General features: G+C 62.2%; 19 protein-coding genes. 15 read left to right on the forward strand and 4 right to left on the reverse strand.

The window, feature by feature from the left end; genetic code table 11:
- Positions 1–29: 29 nt before the first annotated feature.
- Positions 30–1,103, reverse strand: a complete 1,074-nt coding sequence (locus BMZ70_RS20870) for a porin (RefSeq protein ID WP_092279023.1) — start codon at positions 1,101–1,103, stop codon at positions 30–32.
- A 964-nt stretch (positions 1,104–2,067) separates the two neighbouring features.
- On the opposite strand from BMZ70_RS20870, the gene BMZ70_RS20875 reads away from it, so the two are divergent.
- From BMZ70_RS20875 to BMZ70_RS20920, 10 genes are all read left to right on the forward strand, one after another.
- On the forward strand, positions 2,068–3,012 hold the full coding sequence (locus BMZ70_RS20875) for a MerR family transcriptional regulator (protein WP_092279025.1): 945 nt from the start codon (positions 2,068–2,070) through the stop codon (positions 3,010–3,012).
- 81 nt (positions 3,013–3,093) lie between these two features.
- Positions 3,094–4,122 carry a signal recognition particle-docking protein FtsY gene (gene ftsY, locus BMZ70_RS20880; protein WP_092279027.1) on the forward strand — a complete coding sequence of 343 codons (1,029 nt, stop codon included), beginning with the start codon at positions 3,094–3,096 and terminating at the stop codon, positions 4,120–4,122.
- A gap of 19 nt (positions 4,123–4,141) precedes the next feature.
- A complete protein-coding gene (locus tag BMZ70_RS20885; RefSeq protein WP_092279028.1) occupies positions 4,142–4,798 on the forward strand; it encodes a cell division ATP-binding protein FtsE in 657 nt (218 codons plus the stop codon).
- The gene (gene ftsX, locus BMZ70_RS20890) at positions 4,795–5,715 is read left to right on the forward strand and encodes a permease-like cell division protein FtsX (RefSeq protein ID WP_092279030.1); all 921 of its coding nucleotides are present in this window, start codon (positions 4,795–4,797) and stop codon (positions 5,713–5,715) included. The genes BMZ70_RS20885 and ftsX overlap by 4 nt, the downstream gene beginning before the upstream one ends.
- Before the next feature lie 234 nt (positions 5,716–5,949).
- Complete coding sequence (rpoH, locus tag BMZ70_RS20895) at positions 5,950–6,837, forward strand: RNA polymerase sigma factor RpoH (RefSeq protein ID WP_092279032.1); 888 nt, start codon at positions 5,950–5,952, stop codon at positions 6,835–6,837.
- Positions 6,838–6,991: 154 nt separating this feature from the next.
- Positions 6,992–7,510, forward strand: a complete 519-nt coding sequence (locus BMZ70_RS20900; RefSeq protein WP_092279034.1) for a hypothetical protein — start codon at positions 6,992–6,994, stop codon at positions 7,508–7,510.
- 11 nt (positions 7,511–7,521) lie between these two features.
- Positions 7,522–9,252, forward strand: coding sequence for a gamma-glutamyltransferase (gene ggt / locus BMZ70_RS20905; protein WP_092279036.1), 1,731 nt, complete (start codon positions 7,522–7,524; stop codon positions 9,250–9,252).
- Positions 9,253–9,320: 68 nt separating this feature from the next.
- Positions 9,321–9,998 (forward strand): signal peptidase I, encoded by a 678-nt coding sequence (gene lepB, locus BMZ70_RS20910; RefSeq protein WP_092279038.1) that lies wholly within the window; start codon positions 9,321–9,323, stop codon positions 9,996–9,998.
- A gap of 69 nt (positions 9,999–10,067) precedes the next feature.
- Positions 10,068–10,808, forward strand: a complete 741-nt coding sequence (locus BMZ70_RS20915) for an ABC transporter ATP-binding protein (protein ID WP_092279040.1) — start codon at positions 10,068–10,070, stop codon at positions 10,806–10,808.
- Positions 10,805–13,132: a CPBP family intramembrane glutamic endopeptidase gene (locus tag BMZ70_RS20920; protein ID WP_092279042.1), complete on the forward strand. Its 2,328-nt coding sequence runs from the start codon at positions 10,805–10,807 to the stop codon at positions 13,130–13,132. The genes BMZ70_RS20915 and BMZ70_RS20920 overlap by 4 nt, the downstream gene beginning before the upstream one ends.
- Here BMZ70_RS20920 and BMZ70_RS20925 read toward each other — a convergent pair.
- The gene (locus BMZ70_RS20925; protein WP_092279044.1) at positions 13,104–13,502 is read right to left on the reverse strand and encodes a RidA family protein; all 399 of its coding nucleotides are present in this window, start codon (positions 13,500–13,502) and stop codon (positions 13,104–13,106) included. The genes BMZ70_RS20920 and BMZ70_RS20925 overlap by 29 nt on opposite strands.
- Positions 13,503–13,606: 104 nt before the next feature.
- Between BMZ70_RS20925 and BMZ70_RS20930 the strand changes: the two genes are divergently transcribed.
- Positions 13,607–14,497, forward strand: coding sequence for a LysR family transcriptional regulator (locus BMZ70_RS20930; protein ID WP_092279046.1), 891 nt, complete (start codon positions 13,607–13,609; stop codon positions 14,495–14,497).
- Here the strand turns inward: BMZ70_RS20930 and BMZ70_RS20935 are convergent.
- On the reverse strand, positions 14,494–15,300 hold the full coding sequence (locus BMZ70_RS20935; protein ID WP_092279048.1) for an NAD-dependent epimerase/dehydratase family protein: 807 nt from the start codon (positions 15,298–15,300) through the stop codon (positions 14,494–14,496). The two genes, BMZ70_RS20930 and BMZ70_RS20935, sit on opposite strands and share 4 nt — an antisense overlap.
- Positions 15,301–15,320: 20 nt before the next feature.
- Positions 15,321–16,883 (reverse strand): galactarate dehydratase, encoded by a 1,563-nt coding sequence (gene garD, locus BMZ70_RS20940; protein WP_092279050.1) that lies wholly within the window; start codon positions 16,881–16,883, stop codon positions 15,321–15,323.
- A gap of 281 nt (positions 16,884–17,164) precedes the next feature.
- Here garD and BMZ70_RS20945 point away from each other — a divergent pair, with 281 nt between their 5' ends.
- The 4 genes from BMZ70_RS20945 (at position 17,165) to BMZ70_RS20960 (ending at position 24,295) form a co-directional block, all read left to right on the forward strand.
- Positions 17,165–17,869: a FadR/GntR family transcriptional regulator gene (locus tag BMZ70_RS20945; RefSeq protein WP_092279051.1), complete on the forward strand. Its 705-nt coding sequence runs from the start codon at positions 17,165–17,167 to the stop codon at positions 17,867–17,869.
- A gap of 241 nt (positions 17,870–18,110) precedes the next feature.
- Positions 18,111–20,828, forward strand: coding sequence for a TonB-dependent receptor plug domain-containing protein (locus BMZ70_RS20950; RefSeq protein WP_092279053.1), 2,718 nt, complete (start codon positions 18,111–18,113; stop codon positions 20,826–20,828).
- 66 nt (positions 20,829–20,894) lie between these two features.
- Positions 20,895–21,671, forward strand: coding sequence for a rhamnogalacturonan acetylesterase (locus tag BMZ70_RS20955; RefSeq protein WP_092279055.1), 777 nt, complete (start codon positions 20,895–20,897; stop codon positions 21,669–21,671).
- A complete protein-coding gene (locus tag BMZ70_RS20960; RefSeq protein ID WP_092279057.1) occupies positions 21,668–24,295 on the forward strand; it encodes a pectinesterase family protein in 2,628 nt (875 codons plus the stop codon). Before BMZ70_RS20955 ends, BMZ70_RS20960 begins: the two co-directional genes overlap by 4 nt.
- The last annotated feature ends 4 nt before the right edge of the window (positions 24,296–24,299 follow it).

Here is a 24,299-nt window from a genome sequence, read left to right on the forward strand (position 1 = left end):
GTTGTGGATTCTAAACCTGAATAATCAGATTAGAACGAGTGCTTCAGACCCAGGTTGAAGGCTTTGTCGCCCGAACCAGCGTCGGTGTTGTTACCAACGGTGTAGCCTGCGCCGTTTTTGTTTTTGATCTTAGCGTAAGCAACGTAGGTGCTGGTGCGCTTCGACAGAGCGTAGCTGTAGCCGATTGCCCACTGGTCAGCATCACGGTTAGCAACTTCTTTGTCGTTCTTGCGGATGAACGAAGCGATCACGGTGCCAGCGGTCGACACTGGAGCGGTCAGGCCGATCAGGGCGTCGCTGCTGTCTTGCGAAGCGGCGAAGGTCACGCCGGTGTAGGCGTTAGGGATGCTGTTCAGAGGAGCGCTGTTCAGGCCCTTGTCTTTCGAGTACGCGCCGAACACTTTAACGACTTTGAAGTCGTAGTTAGCAGCGATCAGACCGTTGTGGCCTACGCCTGCGGTTTTCACGGTCAGGGTGTCGTTGTTTTTGCTGTTGTAAGCAACGGCAACGTTCAGAGGACCGTTGTTGTAGCCCAGCGATGCGCCAACTTGACGGGTAGCCGATGCGTCACCAGCAACTTCGCCCAGGCTGTACGAAACCGCGCCGGTGAAGCCTTCCAGGTTAGGAGTCTTGTAGACGATGGCGTTCGAGTTGCGGGTCATGAAGCTGGCAACTGGGAACAGGTTTTTAGCGGTGCCGGCCATGCCCATTGCGAATGGGTCACCAACGTCGCGCAGGGTTTCGTAGTACGGGGTGTACTGACGGCCCAGGGTCAGGGTACCAGCGGTTTTCGACGACAGACCAACATAGGCTTCACGGTTGAAGATGGTGTTATCGGCATCCAGGGTGCCTTTGTCGATCTTCGCGCCGGTTTCCAGCTTGAAGATGGCGCTCAGACCGCCGCCCAGATCTTCGGTGCCTTTGAAGCCGATACGCGATGCCGATGCGGCGCCGCTGTTCACTTGCGAGACGTTGCCGTCTTTGCCGCCGCGCTCAGCAACGATGCCGGCGTCCAGGATGCCGTAGATGGTGACGTTCGATTGTGCGAATGCTGCGGAGCTGGTAGCTGCCAGTACGGCGATAGCGATAAGGGATTTTTTCATTACGTGTTTCCTTCAGTTGTGTTGCTGTAAAAATAAGCCAGTAGTACGGCGTGTTCGGTGCTTCTCGGCTTGAGCCGTTTGTGCGTGAGGGCAAACTCCCCAGCTGCCCATGTGCATCCCACTGGGGGATGCGTTCACTATGTCGCGGCCGATAAAGACTACGCCGGCTATGTCGCGGCACTCTCGTGGAGCGCCGGAGGCGGCACTATACTGATGCTCAGAAACTTCAACAAGTGTAAAACCATTCATACTGAACAGTCGAAATTCTTGTCGTTTTTCCAAAGCAACGGCATTTTACCGCATCGCAATATTTCCTGCCGAGCAAGCGAAACGGGCCGGGGTTTCCGCACGATGAACACGGTGGCGATACCACTGCTCTTCGGACCAAGTAAAAATAGCCAGATTGCTATTTCTGACGCTATTTTATACTGAACCCCTCCCACACTCTTCTCTACCAAATGGTAATAAGCTAACAACCCCGGAGTTTGTTCGGCCCTTTTATCCAGCAAAATAGCCCCAAAACCAACTTTGCTCCTAGGATTACAGCTTTAGTTGTGTAGTAAATTTTGCCAAAACGGCAGTAAGTTGCAGCGAGTTACCGATTTGTAAGAAATTGCTACCTGTTGTATGAAGGAGACAAATCGGTGCAGTCCCTTGCATTTTTGCACCCGTTTGGTGCGTGAATTCCATTCATTCAACTGGTTGAAGCAGAATTTCGCGTCCGCTGGCTACAACAAGTGGTCACATTTATTTTTACGCCGGCCAAAATATTTTGTCCTGAACAAATATGGGTGAATAAGCCGATTCAGGTGAATCGTTCTGGAAGTCAACTGTGTGTCGTGGACAAGCAGTTTATGCCGCGTTGAACGCTGCAACACGTCTTCAACACCCCGTGTTTTCAGGGGAAAAACGAATGTAAAATGCGTTGCGCTGACTGCCCAAACCCGCAGGCGCAAACTACCTAATGACAAATACCGTCCCCTCACAACCAGTTCCTAGCACCATCAGCGACGTCGAACGCGACACCGGCGTGGCAAAGGAAACCTTGCGCGTGTGGGAACGCCGTTACGATTTTCCCCAGCCGCTGCGCGATCCCCACGGCGAGCGGGTCTACCCAATTGAACAAGTCCAGAAGCTGCGGCTGGTGAAGCGCCTGATCGACCTCGGCTTCCGTCCCGGCAAGGTGATCCAGTTCAGCACCGACGAACTGCAAGCCCTGACCGGCAAGGCCAGCGGCAAAAAGCCGGGCCAGCCGGCGGCGCCCGAGCTGCAAAGCTACCTCGACTTGTGCAAGAGCCATCAAATGGAAGCGCTGCGCCGCAAGCTGTCGCAGGCGCTGCTGATGATGGGCCTGAAGAGTTTCGTGATCGAGCTGGTGGCGCCGCTGACCACCCTGATCGGCGAAGCCTGGGCCAGCGGCCAGCTGGCCACGTTTGAAGAACACTTATATACCGAGTCGCTGACGGTGGTGATGCGCAGCGCGATTTTTGCCATGCCGCAGGCCAACGCCAGCAATATCGGCACGCCGCGCATTTTGCTGACCACGCTGCCGCAGGAGCGGCACGGGCTGGGCCTGCTGATGGCCGAGGCCATGTGTGTGGCCGAAGGCGCGCAGTGCATTTCGCTGGGCGTGCAGACGCCGCTGCTCGATATCGTCGAGGCGGCGCGCGCGCAGAAGGTCGATGTGATTGCGCTGTCGTTCTCGGTGGCCATGAATCCGCGCCAGGCGCTGGACGGGCTGGCCGAGCTGCGCAACCGACTGGGCGGCAGCGCCGAGCTGTGGGCCGGTGGCAGCAATGCCGCGCTCAAGCGGCGCCGGCAGGCGTTTGTGCGGGTGTTCGAGCTGGCCGAACTGGCCGGCGCGATTGCCGAATGGCGCACGCGCAACGCCCCGCTGTCCGCTGGTTAATCGCCGGCGGCGAGCTGGCCGCCGCAGCGCTCTGGTAAAATAGTCACACTTCGTGCTGGCCAGCACCCCAAATTCATATCCATGTTCAGCTTTTTCAAGAAAAAACCTGTCGCTCCCGAAGCGCCTGCGGCGCCTGTCGTCGCCCCCACTCCCATAGCCCCTGCCGCCGCTCCCGACCTGCCCGACCTGCTGCCGATTGAAGAACCGGCGCAGAAGCAATCGTGGATGTCGCGCCTGAAGGCCGGCCTGTCCAAAACCTCCAACAACCTGTCCATCCTGTTCGTCGGCGCCAAGATCGACGACGACCTGTACGATGAACTGGAAGCGGCGCTGCTGATGGCCGACGCCGGCGTCGACGCCACCACCTACCTGCTCGACGCCCTCAAGCGCAAGGTCAAGGAAGACAAGCTGCTCGACGCCGCCGCCGTTAAAACCGCATTGAAACAGCTGCTGCTGGAATTGCTGCAGCCGCTGGAACGCCCGTTCGAACTGGGCCGTCACACACCGACCGTGATGATGATTTCCGGCGTCAACGGCGCCGGCAAGACCACCACCATCGGCAAGCTGGCCAAGCACATGCAGACCCACGGCCAGTCGGTGCTGCTGGCCGCCGGCGACACCTTCCGCGCCGCCGCCCGCGAGCAGCTGATGGTCTGGGGCCAGCGCAACAACATCACCGTGATCTCGCAAGCCTCGGGCGACCCGGCCGCCGTCTCGTTCGACGCCGTGCAGTCCGGCAAAGCCAAGGGCGTGGACGTGGTCATGGTCGACACCGCCGGCCGCCTGCCAACCCAGCTGCACCTGATGGAAGAACTGAAAAAGGTCCAGCGCGTGATCGGCAAGGGCATGGACGGCGCACCGCACGAAACTCTGCTGGTGATCGACGGCAATACCGGGCAAAATGCGCTGGCGCAGGTGAAAGCCTTTGACGACGCCCTCAAGCTGACCGGCCTGGTGATCACCAAGCTGGACGGTACCGCCAAGGGCGGCGTGCTGGCGGCGATCGCGCGCGCGCGCCCGGTGCCGGTGTACTTCATCGGCGTGGGCGAAAAGATTGAAGACTTGCAGCCGTTCGTGGCTGCCGAATTTGTAGAAGCACTGCTTGGATAATCAACCTCACCAGACCTCTATGATCGAATTCCGGAACGTCTCTAAACAATATTCATCCGATGTGACGGCGCTGCGCGACGTTTCATTCACGGTCAATAAAGGCGAACTGGTGTTCCTGGCCGGCCCTTCCGGCGCCGGCAAATCCACCCTGATGAAAATGATTGCCGCGATGGAGCGCCCGAGCTCCGGCCAGGTGATCGTCAACGGCCAGGACATCAGCCGCATCAAGCCGGTGGCCGTGCCCTTCCTGCGGCGCAACTTAGGTTTAATTTTCCAGCAGCAGCGCCTGCTGACCGACCGCAGCGTGCTGGCTAACGTCATGCTGCCGCTGCTGGTGACCGGCGCCTCGCACGGCCAGGCCGAGCAGCGCGCCCGCGCCGCGCTCGACAAGGTCGGCCTCGGCGACCGCGCCAACGCCCAGCCATTGGCCCTGTCCGGCGGCGAGCAGCAGCGCGTGTCGATCGCGCGCGCCATCGTCAACCGTCCGCAAGTGATCCTGGCCGACGAGCCGACCGCCAACCTCGACCGCGCCAGCGCCAACAAGGTGCTCGATGCGCTGAAAGCCTTCAACTCCGTCGGCGTGACCTGTTTGATTTCCAGCCACGATGAAGTGATGCTGGATGCGGCCGCGCGCGTCATCCAACTCAAGCAAGGCCAACTGGAGGTGGCGGCATGACGCACTGGTTCCGCCAACACCGCTACGCGCTGGCCGCCGCGCTGGTGCATCTGCGCCGCTCGCCGGGCGGTTTCCTGTTCAATATTCTCGTGGTGGCGATCGCGCTGGCCCTGCCCTTCATGGGCGTGACCCTGCTCGACAACGTGCGCCCGATGTCGGAATCGCTGTCGGTCGATCCGGAAATCAGCGTGTTCCTGAAGCTGGACACGCCGCGCGAGCAAGCCGAAGGACTGGCCGTGTCGCTGCGTCAGACGGTAAAAGACAAGCAAGCCAAGATCATCTTCACCCCGCGCGAAAAAGCGCTGGACAACCTGAAAGACAAGAACGGCCTGGCCGACGTGCTGGCCACGCTGGGCGACAACCCGCTGCCGGACAGCTACGTGCTGAAGCTGGACGCGTTCCGCAACGCCCAGGCCGGCGGCGACGTCGACGCGCTGGCCGAGCAGATCCGCCAGTTGCCGGGCGTCGATACCGTGCAGGTCGACTCGGCCTGGGTCAAGCGCCTGGCCGCCCTGCTCAACATCCTGCGCCTGGCCCTGCTGCTGCTGGCGGCGACCTTGGGCACGGTGGTGGTGGCAGTGATTTTCAACACCATCCGCCTGCAAGTGCTGACCCAGCGCGAGGAAATCCTGGTGTCCAAGCTGATTGGCGCCACCGACAGCTTCATCCACCGACCGTTCTACTACACCGGCGCCCTGCTTGGCGTGTGCGCCGGCGGCGTGGCCCTGGGCGCGGTGACGCTGACCCTGCGCCCACTCAACACCGCCATTGCCGAATTTGCAAAGTTGTACGCTTCGGAATTCCAGCTGGCCCCGCTGCCACCGCTGGCCGTGGCCGCCCTGCTGGCCCTGTCGGCCGGCCTTGGCCTGATCGGCGCCCGCCTGTCGGTCAAGCGCCACACCGCGCGCCTGAACTAAACCACTCGCCCATTCCGTACGTCCGCGCACGGAATGGCGCCTCCCACCGGCTTAACATGGTTAAGCCTGCCCTAAGATCCAACGCGCATTCTAAATGCATCAGAAATCTCCATAGTATTTTTGCTATGAAGGCCATAAATTTTGGACGATTGGCACTCAACGACAGAGAGTGCTAATATATGTTCGAAAGAGCACCAAAGTGCTCCACAGCAATCTCAAGCGAAGGAAACGAAAATGACGACGATGTCCGTGGTACCTGCAAACAACCATGCTCTGGGACTCGGGTTCAGTGGCAACCTGGGCAACCTGGACGCCTACATCTCGGCCGTCAATCGCCTGCCGATGCTGACGCACGACGAAGAAATCTCGCTGGCCAAGCGCCTCAAGGAACAAGCCGACCTGGGCGCCGCCCAGCAGCTGGTGATGTCCCACCTGCGTCTGGTGGTATCGATCGCGCGCGGCTACCTCGGCTACGGCCTGCCGCACGGCGACCTGATCCAGGAAGGCAATATCGGCCTGATGAAGGCAGTCAAGCGTTTCGACCCGGATCAGGGCGTGCGCCTGGTGTCCTACGCCATGCACTGGATCAAGGCCGAGATGCACGAATACATCCTGAAGAACTGGCGCCTGGTCAAAGTGGCCACCACCAAGGCCCAGCGCAAGCTGTTCTTCAACCTGCGCAGCCACAAAACCGGCCTGGACGCCATGACGCCGGCCCAGATCGACCAGCTGGCCAAGACGCTGGACGTCAAGCGCGAGGAAGTGATCGAGATGGAAACCCGCCTGAGCGGTCGCGACATCGCGCTGGAATCGCCAACCGACGATGAAGACGACAAGTTCGCGCCGATCGCTTACCTGTCGTCCGACGCCACCGAGCCGACCCGCGTGCTGGAAGCCGAACAGGTGACCCGTCTGCAATCGGAAGGCCTGGAAGAAGCGCTGGGCAAGCTGGACGCCCGCTCGCGCCGCATCATCGAAGCGCGCTGGCTGGCCAACGACGACGGCTCGGGCGCCACGCTGCACACGCTGGCTGAAGAGTTCGGCGTATCGGCCGAGCGCATCCGCCAGATCGAAGTGGCTGCACTGAAGAAAATGAAGGGCGCGCTGGCCGCTTACGTGTAAGCCTCCCCGCTCTCCCCGGAATGCCGCCGGCTCGCGCCGCGCGGCATTTTTTTTCGCCCATCCTTTGACATGGCGCTGCCCCACGCGTGCGTTCGTGCGCCGCGCTCGTGGTCTTTTTGTTAAGCTTGCCAACAAAGGATGCAGGAGACCCCTCATGAAAACAACCATCTTGCGGCAGTTCATCGTGCTGCCCATGCTGGCGGCCGTCATGGCCGCGCTGCATGCGTGCGGCAGCACCGGCGGCAACAGCGGCAATAGCGGCGGCAACAACGCCAGCCGCAGCGCCACGCCGGCGCCGTTCAGTCAGACTTATGTGCTGCGCCAGGGCGGCAGCGTCGTCATCACGCCGGCTATTGCAGCGGGACGCAGCGCCAGCATGGCCAGCGCCGCGCCGGTGGTGCGGCTCGAGCGCGTCAACGACAGCCGCTGCCGCACCGGCGCCGTGTGCGTCTGGGCTGGCTACATCAGCTTCAGCTTCACTGTGCAGCAGCCGGATGGCAGCGCCAGCAACTTCGTCCTGTCCGACAACATGCCCAACGGTTCGCCGAATGCCACACGTGACGGCCTCAACTTCGCGCTGACCGGCTTCACGCCTCAGCAAGTGCCGGGGAAAAACGATTCGGCGCCGGATTATCAGGTAAGCTTAAAGGTGAGCAACATTAACTCACCTTGAACCTTGCCCACATGAGCATTCTCGTCCGTCCCGCCCGCACCGTTCTGATTTCCTCCATCGTTCTCACACTGGCCCTGCCGGCCGCCGCCAAGACACCGGTGGCCACCGGCACCGGCGGCGCCGTCGCCACCATCAGCGAACCGGCCTCGCAAGCGGCCATCGCCATCCTCAACAAGGGCGGCAACGCGGTCGATGCGGCCGTCGCGGCGGCGGCGACGCTGGGCGTGACCGATCCGTTCAGCTGCGGCATCGGCGGCGGCGGCTTCATGGTGATCTACCTGGCCAAGGACAAGCGCGTGGTCACCATCGACCACCGCGAAACCGCGCCGGCCAGCTTCACGCCGAGCGTGTTCCTGAAGGACGGCAAGGAGATGGATTTCGACACCGTGGTCGCCAGCGGCCGCTCGGTCGGCGTGCCGGGCACGGTGCGCGGCTGGCATGAAGCGCTGGACCGCTACGGCTCCATGTCATTCAAGCAGGTGCTGGCGCCGGCCATCGACGTGGCCAGCAAGGGCTTCAAGGTCAACGACAACTTCAATCATCTGGTGCAGGAGAACGAAGCCAAGTTCGCGCAGTTCCCCGCCACCGCCGCGCTGTATCTGCGCAACGGCAAAGCCATACCGGCCGGGAGCACGCTGCGCAATCCCGATCTCGCCAAGGCCTACCGCGCGCTGGCAGCCGGCGGCGCGAAAGCCTTCTACAGCGGGCCGATGGCGCGCGCGATGGTCGATGCCGTCAACGCCAACAGCGGCAGCATGACGCTGGCCGACCTGGCCAACTACGAAGCGCGCCTGCGCCAGCCGGTGCACAGCACTTATCGCGGCTACGATTTGTACGGCATGCCGTTGCCAAGCAGCGGCGGCGTGGCGGTCGCCGAAGCACTCAACATCCTGGAAGGCTATGACCTCAAGTCGCTGCCGCGCGCGAAAGCGGAACACCTGTATCTTGAAGCCAGCCGCCTCGCCTTCGCCGACCGCAACGCCTATCTGGCCGATCCTGAATTTGTCGACGCGCCGGTGGCCGGCCTGCTAAACAAGGACTACGCCGCGCGCCGCCGTGAACTGATCAATCCCGAACAGGCCAGCGCGCATGCGCCGGCCGGCGATCCGTATCCATTCCAGAACGACGTGAGCGTGCCGCTGCGCCCCAACGCCAACAAGCTGATTGCGGAAGGCGCGCACACCACTCACCTCACCGTGTCCGACAAGGACGGCAACATCGTGTCCTACACCTACACCATCGAGTCATGGGGCGGCAGCGGTATCGTGGTGCCGGGCTATGGCTTCCTGCTGAATAACGAGATGACCGACTTCGATTTCAGCGGCCCTGCGCCCAACGTGCCGGAAGCGGGCAAGCGTCCGCGCAGCAGCATGTCGCCGACTATCGCCTTCAAGAACGGCAAGCCGGCGTTCTCGATCGGCAGCCCTGGCGGCGCGACCATCATCACCACCGTGCTGCAAACCATCTTCAACTACGTGGACCTCGGCATGTCGATGCCGGATGCGGTGAACGCGCCGCGCCTGTCCGAACGCAATGGCATGGAGACCGATGTGGAGCCAGGTTTCATCGGCAGCACACAAGCGCAGGCGCTGGAAAAAACCGGTCAGCACTGGAGCAAGAAGCCGGAAGAAATCGGCGCCGCCAATGCGCTGGTATTCAATCCCGACGGCACCGTGACCGCAGTCAGCGAAGGCCATCGCCACGGCGTCGGCAGCGCGCTGGTGCAAAAGAGCGCGCACTAAGGTTTGATTAAGAAAATACTCACAAGATGAGTGTCGGCCATACGCGCCACACTCACTAGGGAGATAACATGAAAAACTGGGTACGCGCCAATAAAGGCTTCCTGCTGTTCCTGATGCTGTTCGGGATCTTCCGCACCGCAGTCGCCGACTGGAATCCGATCCCCTCCGCCTCGATGCATCCCAACCTGCTCGAAGGCGACGTGGTGTTCGTCAACCGCCTGGCATACAACGTCAAAGTGCCGCTGACCGACATTGTCATCAGCCCGACCGGCGAACCGCAGCGCGGCGACATCGTCACCTTCTCCTCGCCAGTGAACGGCACGCGCCTGATCAAGCGCGTGATCGCCCTGCCCGGCGACCGCGTTGAAATGCGCAACGAACAGCTCATCATCAACGGCCAGCCGGCCGGCTACAGCACCGCCAGCCACGCCACCGAAAATATCAAAGGCATCGGTGAGCTGGCCGCCGTGCGCGTGGACGAATCGCTCGGTGATCGCAGCCACGCCATCCAGTTCATCCCGCAGATCAACGCACGCCGCAATTTCGACGCGCTCGTGGTGCCGCCCGGCCAGTACATGATGTTGGGTGATAACCGCGACAACAGCGAAGACTCGCGCTACATCGGCCTGGTGCCGCGCGCCCTGCTGATCGGCCGCGCCGAGCGCGTGCTGGCCTCGGCCGACATCACCGGCAGCTGGATGCCGCGAGCAGAACGCTTCGGCATGAGCCTCTATCCAAAGCAGTAAGCAAAGCAGTAACCGCCGCGCCGGCGGTGTTATGATGCATAGTAAATTCATAACATTGCCGGTGCTTTCATGATCGAATTCCAAAGCCTGTCCAAAGTCTACGGCAGCTTCAACGCCGTCAAGCCGCTGTCGCTGACCGTTCGGCGCGGCGAAGTGTTCGGCTTCCTCGGCCCGAACGGCGCCGGCAAGACCACCACCATCCGCATGATGATGGGGATCCTAGTGCCGAGCGGCGGCCATGTCCTGATCGACGGCCTCGATTGCCACGCCGAAGCGGCCGAAGTAAAACGCCGCGTTGGCTACCTGCCCGACACACCAATCTTCTACGACTACCTGCGCGGCCGCGAAATCCTGCAATTCGTCGGCGAGATGCACGGCTTCTCCCGTATCGAGGCGGCCGGACGCAGCGCGCGCCTGCTGGCGGAATTCGGCCTGCAGGAAGCGGGCGAAGACTACGCTGTCAACTACTCGCTCGGCATGAAGAAACGCCTCGGACTGGCCTGCGCGCTGATCCACGATCCGAAAGTGCTGATCCTCGACGAACCAATCAATGGCCTCGATCCACGCGCTTCGCGCGACGTGCAGGAGCGCCTGCTGGCGGCGGCGGCGCGCGGCGTCACCATCTTTGTCTCCACCCACCTGTTGGACATGGCGGAGAAGCTGTGCGACCGCGTCGGCATCATCCATCGCGGCGAATTGGTGGCCACCGGCACACTCGATGAAATCCGCGCCGAAGCCTCGGCCAGCGGTTCGCTGGAAGACGTGTTCCTGAAGATCACCGACGAAGCCGCAGAAGAGACCGAGCAATGAGCCCGGCAAGCACCATCTGGCTGATGACGCGCATGCGGCTGGCTCGCCAGCGCAATATGCTGGCCAATAACCTGTTCCGCTCCTTCCGCAAAAAGCCGCGCGATGCCACACCGGGCAAACGCAGCAACCTGTGGATCCTCACGCTGGTGATGGGATTGCTGATGACCTTCTCGTTCACTGCCATGTCGAACAACGTGATGATGAACATGCAGTGCCACCTCGCCCCTGCCAGCACCTGCCGCTACGTCGACAAGCATGGGGCCCAACAAATCAGGATGGAAGTGGCAATAGGAGAATTGTCAGCCGCGCCATTCGCCGCGCCGCTGATGCACGGCTTGACGATGGAAGTCTCCATCCTGCTGTTCCTGGCGGTGCTGATGCCGCTCGGGAGCAAGGAGATGGCGCAGCCGGACTGGGATCTCGAATGGCTGGTGACCATGCCAGTCGAACGCAGCACGCTGCTATGGGGGCGTGTGCTGGAGCGCAGCGCCAGCAACAGCAGCGGATGGCTGGCATTGGCGCCGCCTCTCGGTGTGATGGCGTGGTACTCAGGCCACACATGGACCGCTCTACCGGTGGCAGTGCTTGCCGCCGCCGTGCTGCTGCCGCTGGCGGCGCTGCTGCAAACGCTGGCCGACACCGGCCTGCGCATGTGGCTCCCCGCTTCACAGCTGCGCAACCTGCAGGCGGTGACCGGGCTACTCAACCTGCCGCTGATCTACTTCGTCATGGCGCTCGGCATGCCGCAGGCCGCCGGTTTCGCGATGGACTGGGCGCGCGCCTTTCCATCATGGGCCAGTTGGACGCCACCGGGCTTGGTGGTGCAAGCGATACAAGCGCAGGACCTGCCGCAATTTATCGCGCACGCCGCGCTGCTGCTGGCGGAAATCGCGCTGCTGATGTGGGCCGGCATGACGCTGCTGCGACACCAGTTGCGTCACGGCGTGGTGAATTCCGGTTCGCGTGAAAGCGTGCGCCGCGCAGCACCGGCAGCAGCGACGACGCCCGGCCTGCGCGCATGGCTGTCGCCCATCAAGCGCCGCGAACTTCGGCTGCTGAGCCGCGACCGCAACTTCCTGTTCCAGACCTTGCTGCTGCCGATCATCGTGGTCGGCAGCCAGATCGTCTTCAACGGCAAGCTGAATAGCCTTTCGGAGCTGGGCCAACATCACACACTGGCCGCCGCCATCGCCTTCGGCCTTGGCGTCTACGTGCTGATGCTGTCGGCCTTCCAGACACTGAACAACGAAGGCCATGTCCTATGGCTGCTGTACACCGTGCCGCGCCCGATCGAAAGCGTGTTGAAGGAAAAGGCGCAGCTGTGGGGAGTGCTGACCATGATCTATCCGGCCGTGGTGCTGGGCCTCACCGCCTGGTACAGCACCCACTTCGAATGGAGCATGCTGGTGCTGGTGCTGACCGTGGCCGCCGGCATTCCGATCTACTCCATGATCGCCGTCTCGCTGGGCGTATTCGCCTGCGACCCGCAGGCGGTGGACGTGCGCACCCGCGTGCGCCCCACCTATGTCTACCTCTACATGCTGCTGGCCAGCTTCTACACCTGGTCCATCTACAGCAACGTGTGGTCGCAAAAACTGGTGGTGCTGGTACTGACCGCATCGATGGCGCTGGCCTTATGGCAGAAAGCGCGCGATTCCCTGCCCTACCTGCTGGATCCTGCCGCCGCGCCGCCGGCGCGCGTCTCCACCGCCGACGGCTTGATCGCCGCCACCGCCTTCTTTATCGTGCAAGGCATCACGCTGCTGCTCTTCGACAAAGTAAACATGCAAGCCATCGCCATCGCCTTTGCCGTGGCGGGGCTGACGGTCTATGGCTTGATGCGGCTGGTGTACTGGCGCAGCAAGGCAGCTGGCGTGCCAGCCATCGTGCGCGGCATGGACTGGGGCGTGTCACTGCGCAGCGCCGCCGTCGCAGCGGCTGTAGCCTGCCTGGTCGGCATAGCCTACATGAGCATCATCCGACACACCGCAGCGTGGCAGGAAATCGCCCAAGCCGCAGCGACAGCCAAGGGCTCGCGCATCTGGATCCTGGCGCTGGCCGTGATCGCCGCGCCGCTGTGCGAAGAATTCATATTCCGAGGCCTGATCTACGGCGGCCTGCGCCGCTCGATGAACGCCCTGCCGGCGATGGCAATGAGCGCAGCCATCTTCGCGGTAGTCCATCCACCGCTGTCGATGCTGCCGGTATTCGTCCTGGGCCTGTGCGCCGCATGGACCTATGAGCGCAGCAAAACCCTGCTGGCACCGATGCTGGTCCACGCGGTATATAACGCGGTTATCCTTGGCCTCCGGCCTTGGCAATAACCTTGATCTCGAAATCGAAACCCGCCAGCCAGGTGACGCCGACAGCAGTGATATTCGGATACGGCGCGCTGCCCCAGAACTCGGGCACCACGGCCCAGATACGCTCGAAGCGGCTGTGCGGGTCGACCATAAAGACGGTGACATCAACCACCTCTTCAAAGCTGCTGCCGGCCGCCGCCAGAATTTCGTTCAGGTTGCGGAAAGCCAGGCGCACCTGCTGCTCCAGCTCCGGCTCGGGCGATCCGTCAGGCAGGCTGCCGACCTGCCCGGACACGAATAAAAAGCCGTTGGATCGGATAGCCGGCGAATACTTGTAACGCTCATAAAGATCCTGGCGGCCAGGTGGAAAAACAACGTCGCGTGCAGTCATGATGAACTCCTCGTTAAGTGATGACGAGACTTTAGCCACTGGCTGCAGCGCGATAAACACGCAAGTCGTACAATGACTGTTTGGCGATCCCAAACAATCATCCTATGGACCGATTCGACACCCTGCTGGCCTTCGTGCGCGTGGTGGAAGCAGGCAGCTTCACCAAGGCTGCGCAAACGCTCCACATGAGCAAGACCACCGTATCGCAGCTAGTGCAGCAGTTGGAAGCGCGGCTACAGGTCAAGCTCCTTCACCGCACCACGCGGCAGGTCAGGGTAACGCCCGAGGGCGCGGCGTATTACGACCGCGTGGTACGCGTGCTGGGCGATCTCGAAGATGCCGATAACGATCTGACGGACGAACTGGCAGCGCCACGCGGGCGATTGCGCATCGATGTGCCAAGTCCATTCGCGCGCCTCATCCTCATGCCCGCGCTGCCGGACTTCCACCGGCGCTATCCCGACATACAGATCGACATGGGCGTCAGCGACCGCAATATCGATGTCATCGGCGAGAACGTGGACTGCGTGGTGCGTGGCGGCGAGATTACCGTGCCATCGCTGGTGGCAAAGCGCATTGGCGATTTGAAGCTGGGTCTCTTTGCGGCACCGGACTACCTGCGTCGCGAAGGAACACCTTCGCATCCGGCGGAGATAAAGCAGATAGTCGGCTTTCTGCTCTCCAGCAGCGGCAATGTGCGTGCCGCAAAGATGCGCCGTGGTGGAGAGGAATCGGTAGCGGTCAGCGCCCGCTACATCGTCGCCGCCGACGATGGCAACGCCTATCTGGCGGCAGGGCTGGCCGGGATGGGGGTACTCTGGCTGCCGCATTACATGGCGCAGCCGCATGCGGCGCGCGGGGAACTCACGCCGCTGCTGGAGGACTGGACGATAGACCCTATGCCCATGTACCTCGCCTATCCACAAAACCGCCACATCAGCGCCAAACTGCGCGCCTTCATGGCTTGGATAGACGAGTTGATGGCAAAAATTTAGTCCTTGTAGCGCACCTCGGCCAGCGCGAAGCCGCCGCCGTGGTAGGTGACGGAGGCGTTGCGGTCCGGGTAGTCGCCGCTGTCGGGGAACTTGGCGTCAAATTGCGATGAGCTGTCTTTCGGCTTGTAGCCGATGTGCGACGCTTTGCTGTTGTCCCACCACGCCACGTCGTTGTTCGACATGCCGAACAGGATGGTGAAGCCGACCCGCGTCGCGAACAAGGAGCGGCGCAGCGCTTCTTCCAGATCGTCGTAGCTCAGCCACGTGACCATCATGCGGCGGTCCACCGGTTCCGGGAACGAGGAGCCGATGCGCAGGCACACGGTTTCCAAACCAGTGCGGTCCCAGTAGTAGCTGGCCAGCTGTTCGCCGAAGCATTTGCTCACGCCGTAGAACGAATCCGGACGGGTTGGCGCAGTCGCATCGATGTAGTCAGTGTTGCGGTAGAAACCCACGGTGTGGTTCGAGCTGGCGAAGATGATGCGCTTTACGCCCTTTTTGTGCGCGGCCTCGTACAGATTGGCCGTGCCCAGAATATTCGCCTGCATGATGTTCTCGAAGGTGTTCTCGGTCGAGATACCGCCGAAGTGCAGCACCGCGTCCACACCTTCCATCATCTTCATCACGGCCGCTTTGTCAGCCAGGTCGCACTGCACGATCTCTTCGCCTTCGCGCGCCTCGCCCATGTCGGCGATATCGGACAGCACCACCACATCGGCCCAAGGCTTGATGCGGTCGCGCAGGATCTTACCCAGGCCGCCGGCGGCGCCGGTCAGCAGCAATCGTTTGAATGGTTTTGCCATGTTCGTGTCTCGCTTGATTATCAGGTCACTGGGGCCGGGTTGAACAGCACCAGTGCGTTATGCAGTTTCCATTTTTCGGCATAGGTCTCGCGGCCGCTGGCCACGTCGAGCAGCAGCTGGAACATCTCCCAGCCCACTTCCGCAATCGTGGCTTCGCCGCTGGCGATGCGGCCGGCGTTGATGTCCATCAGGTCGTGCCAGCGATTGGCAAGATCGTTGCGCGTGGCGACTTTAATCACCGGCACTTCGGCCAGGCCGTACGGCGTGCCGCGACCCGTGGTGAAGATGTGCAGGTTCATGCCGGCCGCCACTTGCAGCGTGCCGCAAATGAAATCGCTGGCTGGGGTGGCGGCGTAGATCAGGCCTTTCTGCGTCAGCTTGTCGCCCGGCGACAGCACGCCCGAAATCGGCGCACTGCCCGACTTCACGATCGACCCCATCGCCTTTTCGACGATGTTGGACAGGCCGCCCTTCTTGTTGCCCGGCGTGGTGTTGGCGCTGCGGTCTACGCCGCCGCGCTTGAGGTATTCGTCGTACCACGCCATCTCGCGGATCATGGCCTCGGCCACTTCCGGCGTGGTGGCGCGCGAAGTCAGTTGGTCGATGCCGTCGCGGACTTCGGTCACTTCCGAGAACATGACGGTGGCACCGGCGCGCACCAGCAGGTCGGTGGCAAAGCCGACCGCCGGATTGGCGGTGACGCCGGAGAAGGCATCGCTGCCGCCGCACTGCACGCCCACCACCAGCTCCGAGGCCGGCACGGTTTCGCGCTGGCGCTTGTTCAGTTCCGCCAGATTGGTTTCGGCCTGCTTCATGATCGATTCGATCATCGACATGAAGCCGACGTGCTGCGCGTCCTGCAGGCATACGAGGCCCGGATCGGCGCCGCCGGCGTTCTGGATCGGGATCGAGCCTTTCGGGAACAGGCGCGTCGGCTGCAGCTTCTCGCAACCGAGGCTGACCACCATTGCCTGTCCGCCGAAGTTAGGGTTCAACGCGATATTGCGAATGGTGCGGATCGGGATATTCGCGCCCGGCGCATCGATCGCCACGCCGCAGCCGTAAGTGTGCTCCAGTCCCACCACGTCGTCGACGTTGGGGTACTTCGGCAGCAGTTCATTCTTGATGCGCTGGACCGCAAAGTCCACCACGCCGGACACGCACTGCACGGTGGTGGTAATGGCCAGGATGTTGCGCGTGCCGACGCTGCCATCCGGATTGCGGAAGCCCTGGAAGGTGTAGCCTTCCAGCGGCTCCATCGGCGGCGGCTTGACGGTGGCAATCGGCAGGCCATCCAGCTCGCGCGCGGCCGGCATCTCGACATTGTGCTCGGCCAGCCAGCTGCCGGCCGGCAGGTCCTTGGACGCAAAGCCGATGGTGACGTTGTAGCGGATGACCTTATCGCCCTTGGCCAGGTCGCGCAGCGCCACCTTGTGGCCTTGCGGGACCGCTTCCAGCAGCGTCAAGCCGTTGGGGAACACGGCGCCGGCCGGCAGGCCGCCATCGTTGACGACAATCGCCACATTATCGTTATCGTGCATGAGGATGTAGCGCGGGCTGTTGGCGCTGGACGGAGTGGTCATCTGGCTTTCCTACGTTGTTTTTTGGTCTCGAAAAGTGGTCTGACCACTTCTGTTATTGGCCGGCCATCTCGGTGTTGTGGCCAGCGCGCCACAGTCTGAAAACCGCATGTTTGCTAGGGAAGAGACCTTGTACACATGGGGCGCAGACGGCTGCTCGATGAATTCAGTATGCCATTTAAAAATTAATTTGGCTAGTCCACATTGCGTATTTGGTCTGACCACCTTAGAATGGCCTGACCAGATGGCAATTCAATAAGCCACATAAAACACACGAGACAGCAATGTTGAAAAAGACCGCACTTCCTGCCGACAGCAACGCCCACGAACCGCGCCTGTACCGCGTCGTGGCCGACCGCATCCAGGAACTGATCCGCAACGAAAACATCGGCGCCGGCGAACGCCTGCCGTCCGAGCGCGACCTGGCGACCAAGCTCAGTGTCAGCCGCGCCTCGCTGCGTGAAGCGCTGATCGCGCTGGAACTCGGCGGCGTGATCGAAGTGCGCGGCGGTTCCGGCGTCTACGTCAGCGAACTGCCGGAACCGGCGCAAGCCGACCTGCCGGAAGCCGGTCCCGGTCCTTTTGAAGTGCTGTCCGCGCGCCGCTTGATCGAATCCGAGATCGCCGCCATTGCCGCCCGCGTCGCCACCGACAGCGCCGTCGACGCCATCCTGCAAGCGGTGGTGGAGATGGAGCAAAACCACGCCAACTATTCAAGCAACGAGCAGGCCGACCGCAACTTCCACCTCGCCATTGCGCGCGCCACTGGTAACAGTGCGCTGGTCGGGTCGTTGAACTACCTGTGGGACCAGCGCGGCCGCCTGTGGCACAAGCTCAAAGAACACTTCCAGACCGAGGAACTGCGTCAGGAAACGCTGAAAGATCACCGCCGCATCCTGGAGGCGATTGCCGCCCACGATCCGGCAGCGGCGCGCAAAGCCATGCGCGCCCACCTGGAACGTGTGACCCGCACTTTCTCGCGCGGATAAGCAATATATAAGCAGCATACAAGCAGCATATACGCAGCATCAGTAGCAACGCAGGACCGGCCTTGAAGCCGGCCGCGAAAATAAAGTAATCAAGTTATCGACCGACTCGACCTCGGCCCGGCTGCGCAGGCAGCGCAGCGGCCCTCGTCTTAGCGGCACGGAGTACGCGAGGTGCTCCACTCACGCAGGCGCTTTTCAGCACCGCGTATAACTTTATTCAAGAGACGAAGGAGACAACACCATGAAGTCCGAGCACCCGGTCCAGAACCGTTCTGCACAACCCCGCCTGCTGCTGTCCGCCATTAGCCTGGCCGTGCTGACGCTGACCAATCAAGCCTACGCGCAAAGCGACGATGCCAACATGACCCGCGTCGAAGTGACCGGCTCGAGCATCAAGCGCGTCGCCAACGAAGCATCGCTGCCTGTTACCACCGTCAAGGCAGAAGACCTGGTCAAGCAAGGCATGACCACCCTCGCCGACTTCATGATGGCACTGCCGCAATCGGCCTCGCTGGCGCCATCGAACGCCGGCTCCGGTACCAACATCAACCTGCGCGGCCTGGGCGTGAACCGCACCCTGGTGCTGCTGAACGGCCGCCGCCTGGCCAATGAGGCGATCGCCGACGGCTACGCCAACCTGGACACCATTCCAATGAGCGCCGTGGCCCGCGTTGAAGTGCTGCGCGACGGCGCCTCCTCGATCTACGGCTCCGACGCCATCGGCGGCGTGGTCAACTTCATCACCAAGACCCAGTTCGAAGGCACGCAACTGACCGCGCAAGCCGTGCAGCCTGAGAAAAAAGGCGGCGGCGACGAGCAGCGCCTGACCGCCACCTGGGGCAAGGGCAATCTGGAACGCGACGGCTGGAGCTTCTACGCCACTGTCGACGCGCACCAGCGTACGCGCCTGGCAGCATCGGACCGCGCGTATCTGAGCTCTAACGAGAAACTGACCGCACTGGGCCGCGCGCCTACCCTGGGAACCGGCGGCAACGCCACCCCGGCCAACTTCACCACGCCGACCAACAAGAACGCGCAGAACCCGTACGCGGCCAGCGGCTGCCTGGCGCCGTACTCCATCGTCGGCCAAAAAGGCACCTGCGTCATCGACAACAACGAGTACGGCACCGCGCTGTACGCCAACCAGCAAGTCACCTTCTACGCACGTGGCGCCTACAAGGTCAGCGAAGATCACGTGATCAACGTCGACTACTCGCGCGGCGAGGAATTCATCAAGGCGACCCGCAATCCGACCAACGCGCTGGCCGTCAACGGCGTGGCAGTCACCCTGCCGTCGACCAGCAAATGGTATCCGGGTAAAAGCGGCGGCGTGCCAGCAGTGGCGGGCCTGAACGATGCACCGCTGACCCTGACCTGGGCCGTGGCCGATCTGGGCCTGGCCACCACCAAGGACGTGCAGCTGAACCAGCGCCTCGCCATCAGCGACGAAGGCACGCTGGCGGGCTGGGACTACAAGGCCGGGCTGGTGTTCGGCGTCTCCAACCGCGACAACTACTACTACGACGGCTACGTCACCGGCCAGGGCCTGCTGGATGGCCTGAAGAACGGCAAACTGAATCCATTCGGCCTGCAGGATGCGGACGGCAAGGCCTACCTGGACTCGATCAGCGTGGACGGCGCCAAGAACCGTACCTCGAAGTCGACCTTCACCGGCGTGGACATCACCGCCAGCCGCGCGCTGATGGAACTGCCGGGCGGCTCGCTGGCAATGGCAATCGGCGCCGACCTGCACCGCGACACCACCGAAGACACCAAGCTGCCGATCGTCAGCCAGGTCACCTACGCCAACACCAGCCCGTCGCACGGCGAAGGCCAGCGCAATGTGTTCGCGCTGTTCACCGAGGTGAATGCACCGGTGACCAAGACCCTGGAACTGAACGCCGCCGTGCGTGCCGACCATTTCAACGACTTCGGCACCACCGTCAATCCAAAGGTCAGCTTCCGCTGGGAGCCTAGCAAGCAGCTGATGTTCCGTGGTTCGGCCAACACCGGCTTCCGCGCACCGACCCTGTTCGACGCTTACGGCTACCGCCTGCCAGGTGCCACCGGCCTGACCGCTGCCAAGTGGGACGATCCGGTACTGTGCCCAGGCGGCACTCCAGGCGTGGCCGGCACCGGCACCGCGCTGCCAGGCTATGTGGCGTCGACCGTCTGCAACACCACCCTGCCGAAACAGACCGGTTCCAACGCCGGCCTGAAACCAGAGAAGTCGAAAGGCTACACGCTGGGCGTGGTGATGGAGCCAGTCAAGAACAGCATGATCTCGCTGGACTACTGGAACATCCGCATGACCGACATGCTGGCCAACCTGCCGGAGCAAGTCTACTTCCTGTACCCGGAGAAGTATGCGTCGTACTTCGTGCGTAACGCCGACCGCACCATCAACTACATCAACAACACCACCATGAACCTGGGTGGCCAGAAAGCCGCTGGTGTGGACGTATCGGGTTCGTATGCTTTCCCGAAAACCTCGTACGGTGATTTCAAGGTGTCGATCGACGGTACTTACCTGACCCAGTTCGACAACCAGCTGTACGCGGGCAGCCCGTTCGTCTCGAACATCGGCCAGTTCGGCCTGGCCAGCAACGGCACCACCTCCAGCTTCCCGATCATCACCTACCGCTGGAAGCACACTGCCAAGTTTAACTGGGCCAAGGGCAACTGGAACATGCAGCTGACCCAGAACTACAACTCGAAGTACACCGACCAGAATCTGGTGGCCAAGCAGTACTGGCGCAACATCAACTCGTACAAGCAGTGGAACTACACCGCGACGTACAGCGGCTTCAAGAACATCCAGGTGGTGGGCGGCATCACCAACCTGTTCAACGCCGAGCCGCCAGCGACCAACAGCAGCCTGTATAGCTTTGGTTACCTGAGCAGCGCGGCCAGCCCGATCGGCCGTTCTTACAACGTGCGTGTAACCTACACGTTCTGATTCCTGCCTGACGATGGGCGCCGGACCGACTCCAAGGCCGGCGCCTTTTTTTTGCCTGGATATCGCATGAAAACCATTCTTACCTTTCTTGCAGCCGCCTTGCTGGGTGGCGCTGCGCACGCGGCCGACAAGCCGGTGCGCTTCATTCTCATTGGCGATTCGACGATGGCCAACACCAGCGGCTATGGCGACGCCTTCTGCGCACGCGTGAATCGCGCCAACACCTGCATCAACCTGGCCAAGGGCGGCCGCAGTTCCGGCAGTTTCCGCGCCGAAGGCCGTTGGGACGAAGTGGAAGGTCTGCTGCGCGGCGCGGCCGCCTACAGCGCTACCTATGTGCTGATCCAGTTCGGCCACAACGACCAACCGGGCAAGCCTGGCCGCTCGACCGATCTGAAAACCGAATTCCCCGTCAACATGGCGCGCTACGCACAGGAAGTGAAAGCGCTGGGCGGCGTGCCGGTGCTGGTGACGCCGCTGACGCGCCGCACCTTCAAGGACGGCCTGTTGGAGAATAACCTCGCGCCGTGGGCAGACGTAATCCGCGCCACTGCCGCCGCGCAGAAAACGCCGCTGCTCGATTTGAACGCGGATAGCTACGCCGCCGTGCAGGCAATGGGCCAGGACGAAGCGGACACGCTGGCCATGGTGCCGCGTCCTGCAGGCTATGACCTGCCGCAGCCGGCTGGCAAAGTAGAAGTCGCGGGCGCCGCCAAGACCGCCTTTGACCGCACCCACCTTGGCGCCAAAGGAGCAGCCTACTTCTCGCGCATGGTGATGGAAGAGATCAAGCGCGCCATGCCGGAAGCCGCAGGCCACTTCAAGCCGGAGAGCGAGCAGTGAAAAAGCGACGCAGCCCTCATCTCGCTGCAGAGCCGCTTGGGTGGAGCGCCGCGCCGGCTTGGCTGGCCGTGCTGCTGGCCGCCGGCACAGTGCACGCGCAAGATACGCGCAAGGTTGTTGAGCCGTCCCCGCCACCGGCATGCGCCATGCTGACCGCCAGCGCGAGCGTGACGTCGGGCGATGACACCGCCCGCATCCAATCCGCCATCGACACCTGCCCGGCTGGCCGCGCGGTGCGCCTGTCAGGCGCATTCGTCTCCGGCCCGCTCAAGCTGCGCAGCGGTGTGAGCCTGCTGATCGACGACGGCGCGGTTCTGCAAGCCAGCCGCAATCCCAAGCTGTACGACCGTGGCGCCAATACCTGTGGCACCATCGACCAGCAAGGGCGCGGCTGCAAGCCCTTCATCACTATCGACAACGCCAAAGCCAGCGGCATCTACGGCAACGGCAGCATTGACGGCCAGGGTGGCCGCGTCATCGAAGGCGGCAACGAGTCGTGGTGGCAGTTGTCCCGCCGCGCGCAAAAGGAAGACGCTCGCCAGAATGTCCCGCGCCTGATCGAGATCACGAATGCGCAAGACATCACCCTGCACAAGATCACCCTGCGCAACTCGCCCAACTTCCACGTCACGCTGAACAAAGTGGACGGCTTCACCGCATGGGGCGTGCGCATCGACACGCCAGCCACCGCGCGCAACACCGACGGCATCGATCCCATCTCCTCGCGCAATGTCACCATCGCCTACAGCCATATCCGCACCGGCGACGACAATGTGGCCATCAAGGCCGGCAACAACGGCGCGACCGGGAACATCTCCGTCCTGCACAACCGCTTCTACAGCGGGCATGGCATGTCCATTGGCAGCGAAACCAATGGCGGCGTGCGCCGCGTGCTGGTGGAAGACCTGAGCATGGATGGCACCACCTCCGGCCTGCGCATCAAGAGCGATGCTTCGCGCGGCGGCGTGGTGGATCAAGTCACTTATCGCAATGTCTGCCTGCGTGCCGTGAAAACGCCGATCGATATCGGCACGCGCTACGAGAACCGCAGCGAAGGTACGCTGATTCCGGTCTACAGCAACATCGCCTTCGACGATGTGCACAGCGTGACGCCAGGCCGCGTACTGGTGCAAGGCTACGACGAGCAGCGCCCCGTGCAGGTCAAACTGCGCAACGTCAGCATCGCCGGCAAAGGCGAACGCAAAATCGAATTCGCCCAACTGTCCGGCGAGGCGATCAGCGCCAACGACACCAGCACTTGCGCCAACCGCTTCGCGCCCTTCCCCGAAACGGCGGCGGCAAGCATGCGCCCGCAACTGACGCTGGAACAGGCAAAGCGGTATTCGTATAGCGAAGTGTTGAAGTACGTGGGCGTAGCCGGAAAGGAAACCATCGATCCGTGGGATCCGCTGTCCGATCCACTGGCCAAGGGCGCGTCCTTCACGCCTGACTACATCGTGGACAAGGCCGCACGCGCGGACGGCGTTCGCACCTTCAACACCGTTCAGGAAGCCGTCAGCCGCGCGGTGCTGGACAGCGCCGGCAAACGCCTCTACATTTTGCTGAAACCGGGCGTGTATCAAGAACTGGTCTACGTCCCCGTCTCCACCGCGCCGATCACACTGTATGGCGAAGGCAAGAACGCGGCAGCCACACGCATCACCGCAAAACTGGACGCCTCCAACACCGGCGCGGCCTACGATGCGCAATACGGCCCGCAATTCGCCGAGGCCGCACCGGCAGTGCAGGCGATGTACGCCACCATCAAGGACCGCGCGCAGATCGGCACCTTCGGCACGCAAACCGTCTGGGTGCAGAACAACGGCTTCCAGGCCCGCAACCTCACCTTCGAAAACGGCTACAACAAAGACACCGGCAACGCCCGTGCCGAAGAACTCCCCAACGTCAACAACGTCCACCACCAGGCGCTCGCGCTCAGCGTGGACAGCGCCGACAAGGCGCAATTCGAAAACGTCCGCCTGATCGGTTTCCAGGACACGCTGTATCTGAAGTCGCCGCAGATCGGCAGCACCGTGCGCAGCTTCTTCAACAAGTCCTACATCGAAGGGGATGTCGACTTCATCTTCGGTGACAGCACCGCCTATTTCTACCAGAGCGAAATCCGCACGCTGGGCGACCGTGGCGTGTCGTATGTCGCCGCGCCGGATACCCACGTGAAGACCAAATACGGCTTCGTATTCGACAACGTGCGCTTCACGCACGAGGGCGCGAAGACCGGCAACTTCTATCTTCTTCGCCAGTGGTTCCATAGCTCGCGCTGCACGCCATACGCACCGCTGGCGGTGGAAGGCTACAGCTGCACCTACGGCCCGGCCAACGGCTACAAGGCGCCCACCGGCACCGTGGCGCGTGCCTCGCTGGAAGCGGTGGGCAAGATGGTGGTGCTGAATTCGCGCATCGGATCGCACATCAACAAGCAGCAGCCGTGGGCCGACTGGAACAAGAAAGGCACGATCTCCTATCGCCCCGCTCAGTACAACTCGGACGACCACTGGAACAACCTGATTAAAGCCGGCATCGATCCCGTCAAGGATCTCGGCTACACGCAAGCGCCTTCGCCGGCCGATATCTTCCTCGGTGAATTCAACAATTCGGATGAATAAGGAT

The organism is Duganella sp. CF402, assembly GCF_900109645.1.
GTDB lineage: Bacteria > Pseudomonadota > Gammaproteobacteria > Burkholderiales > Burkholderiaceae_D > Rugamonas.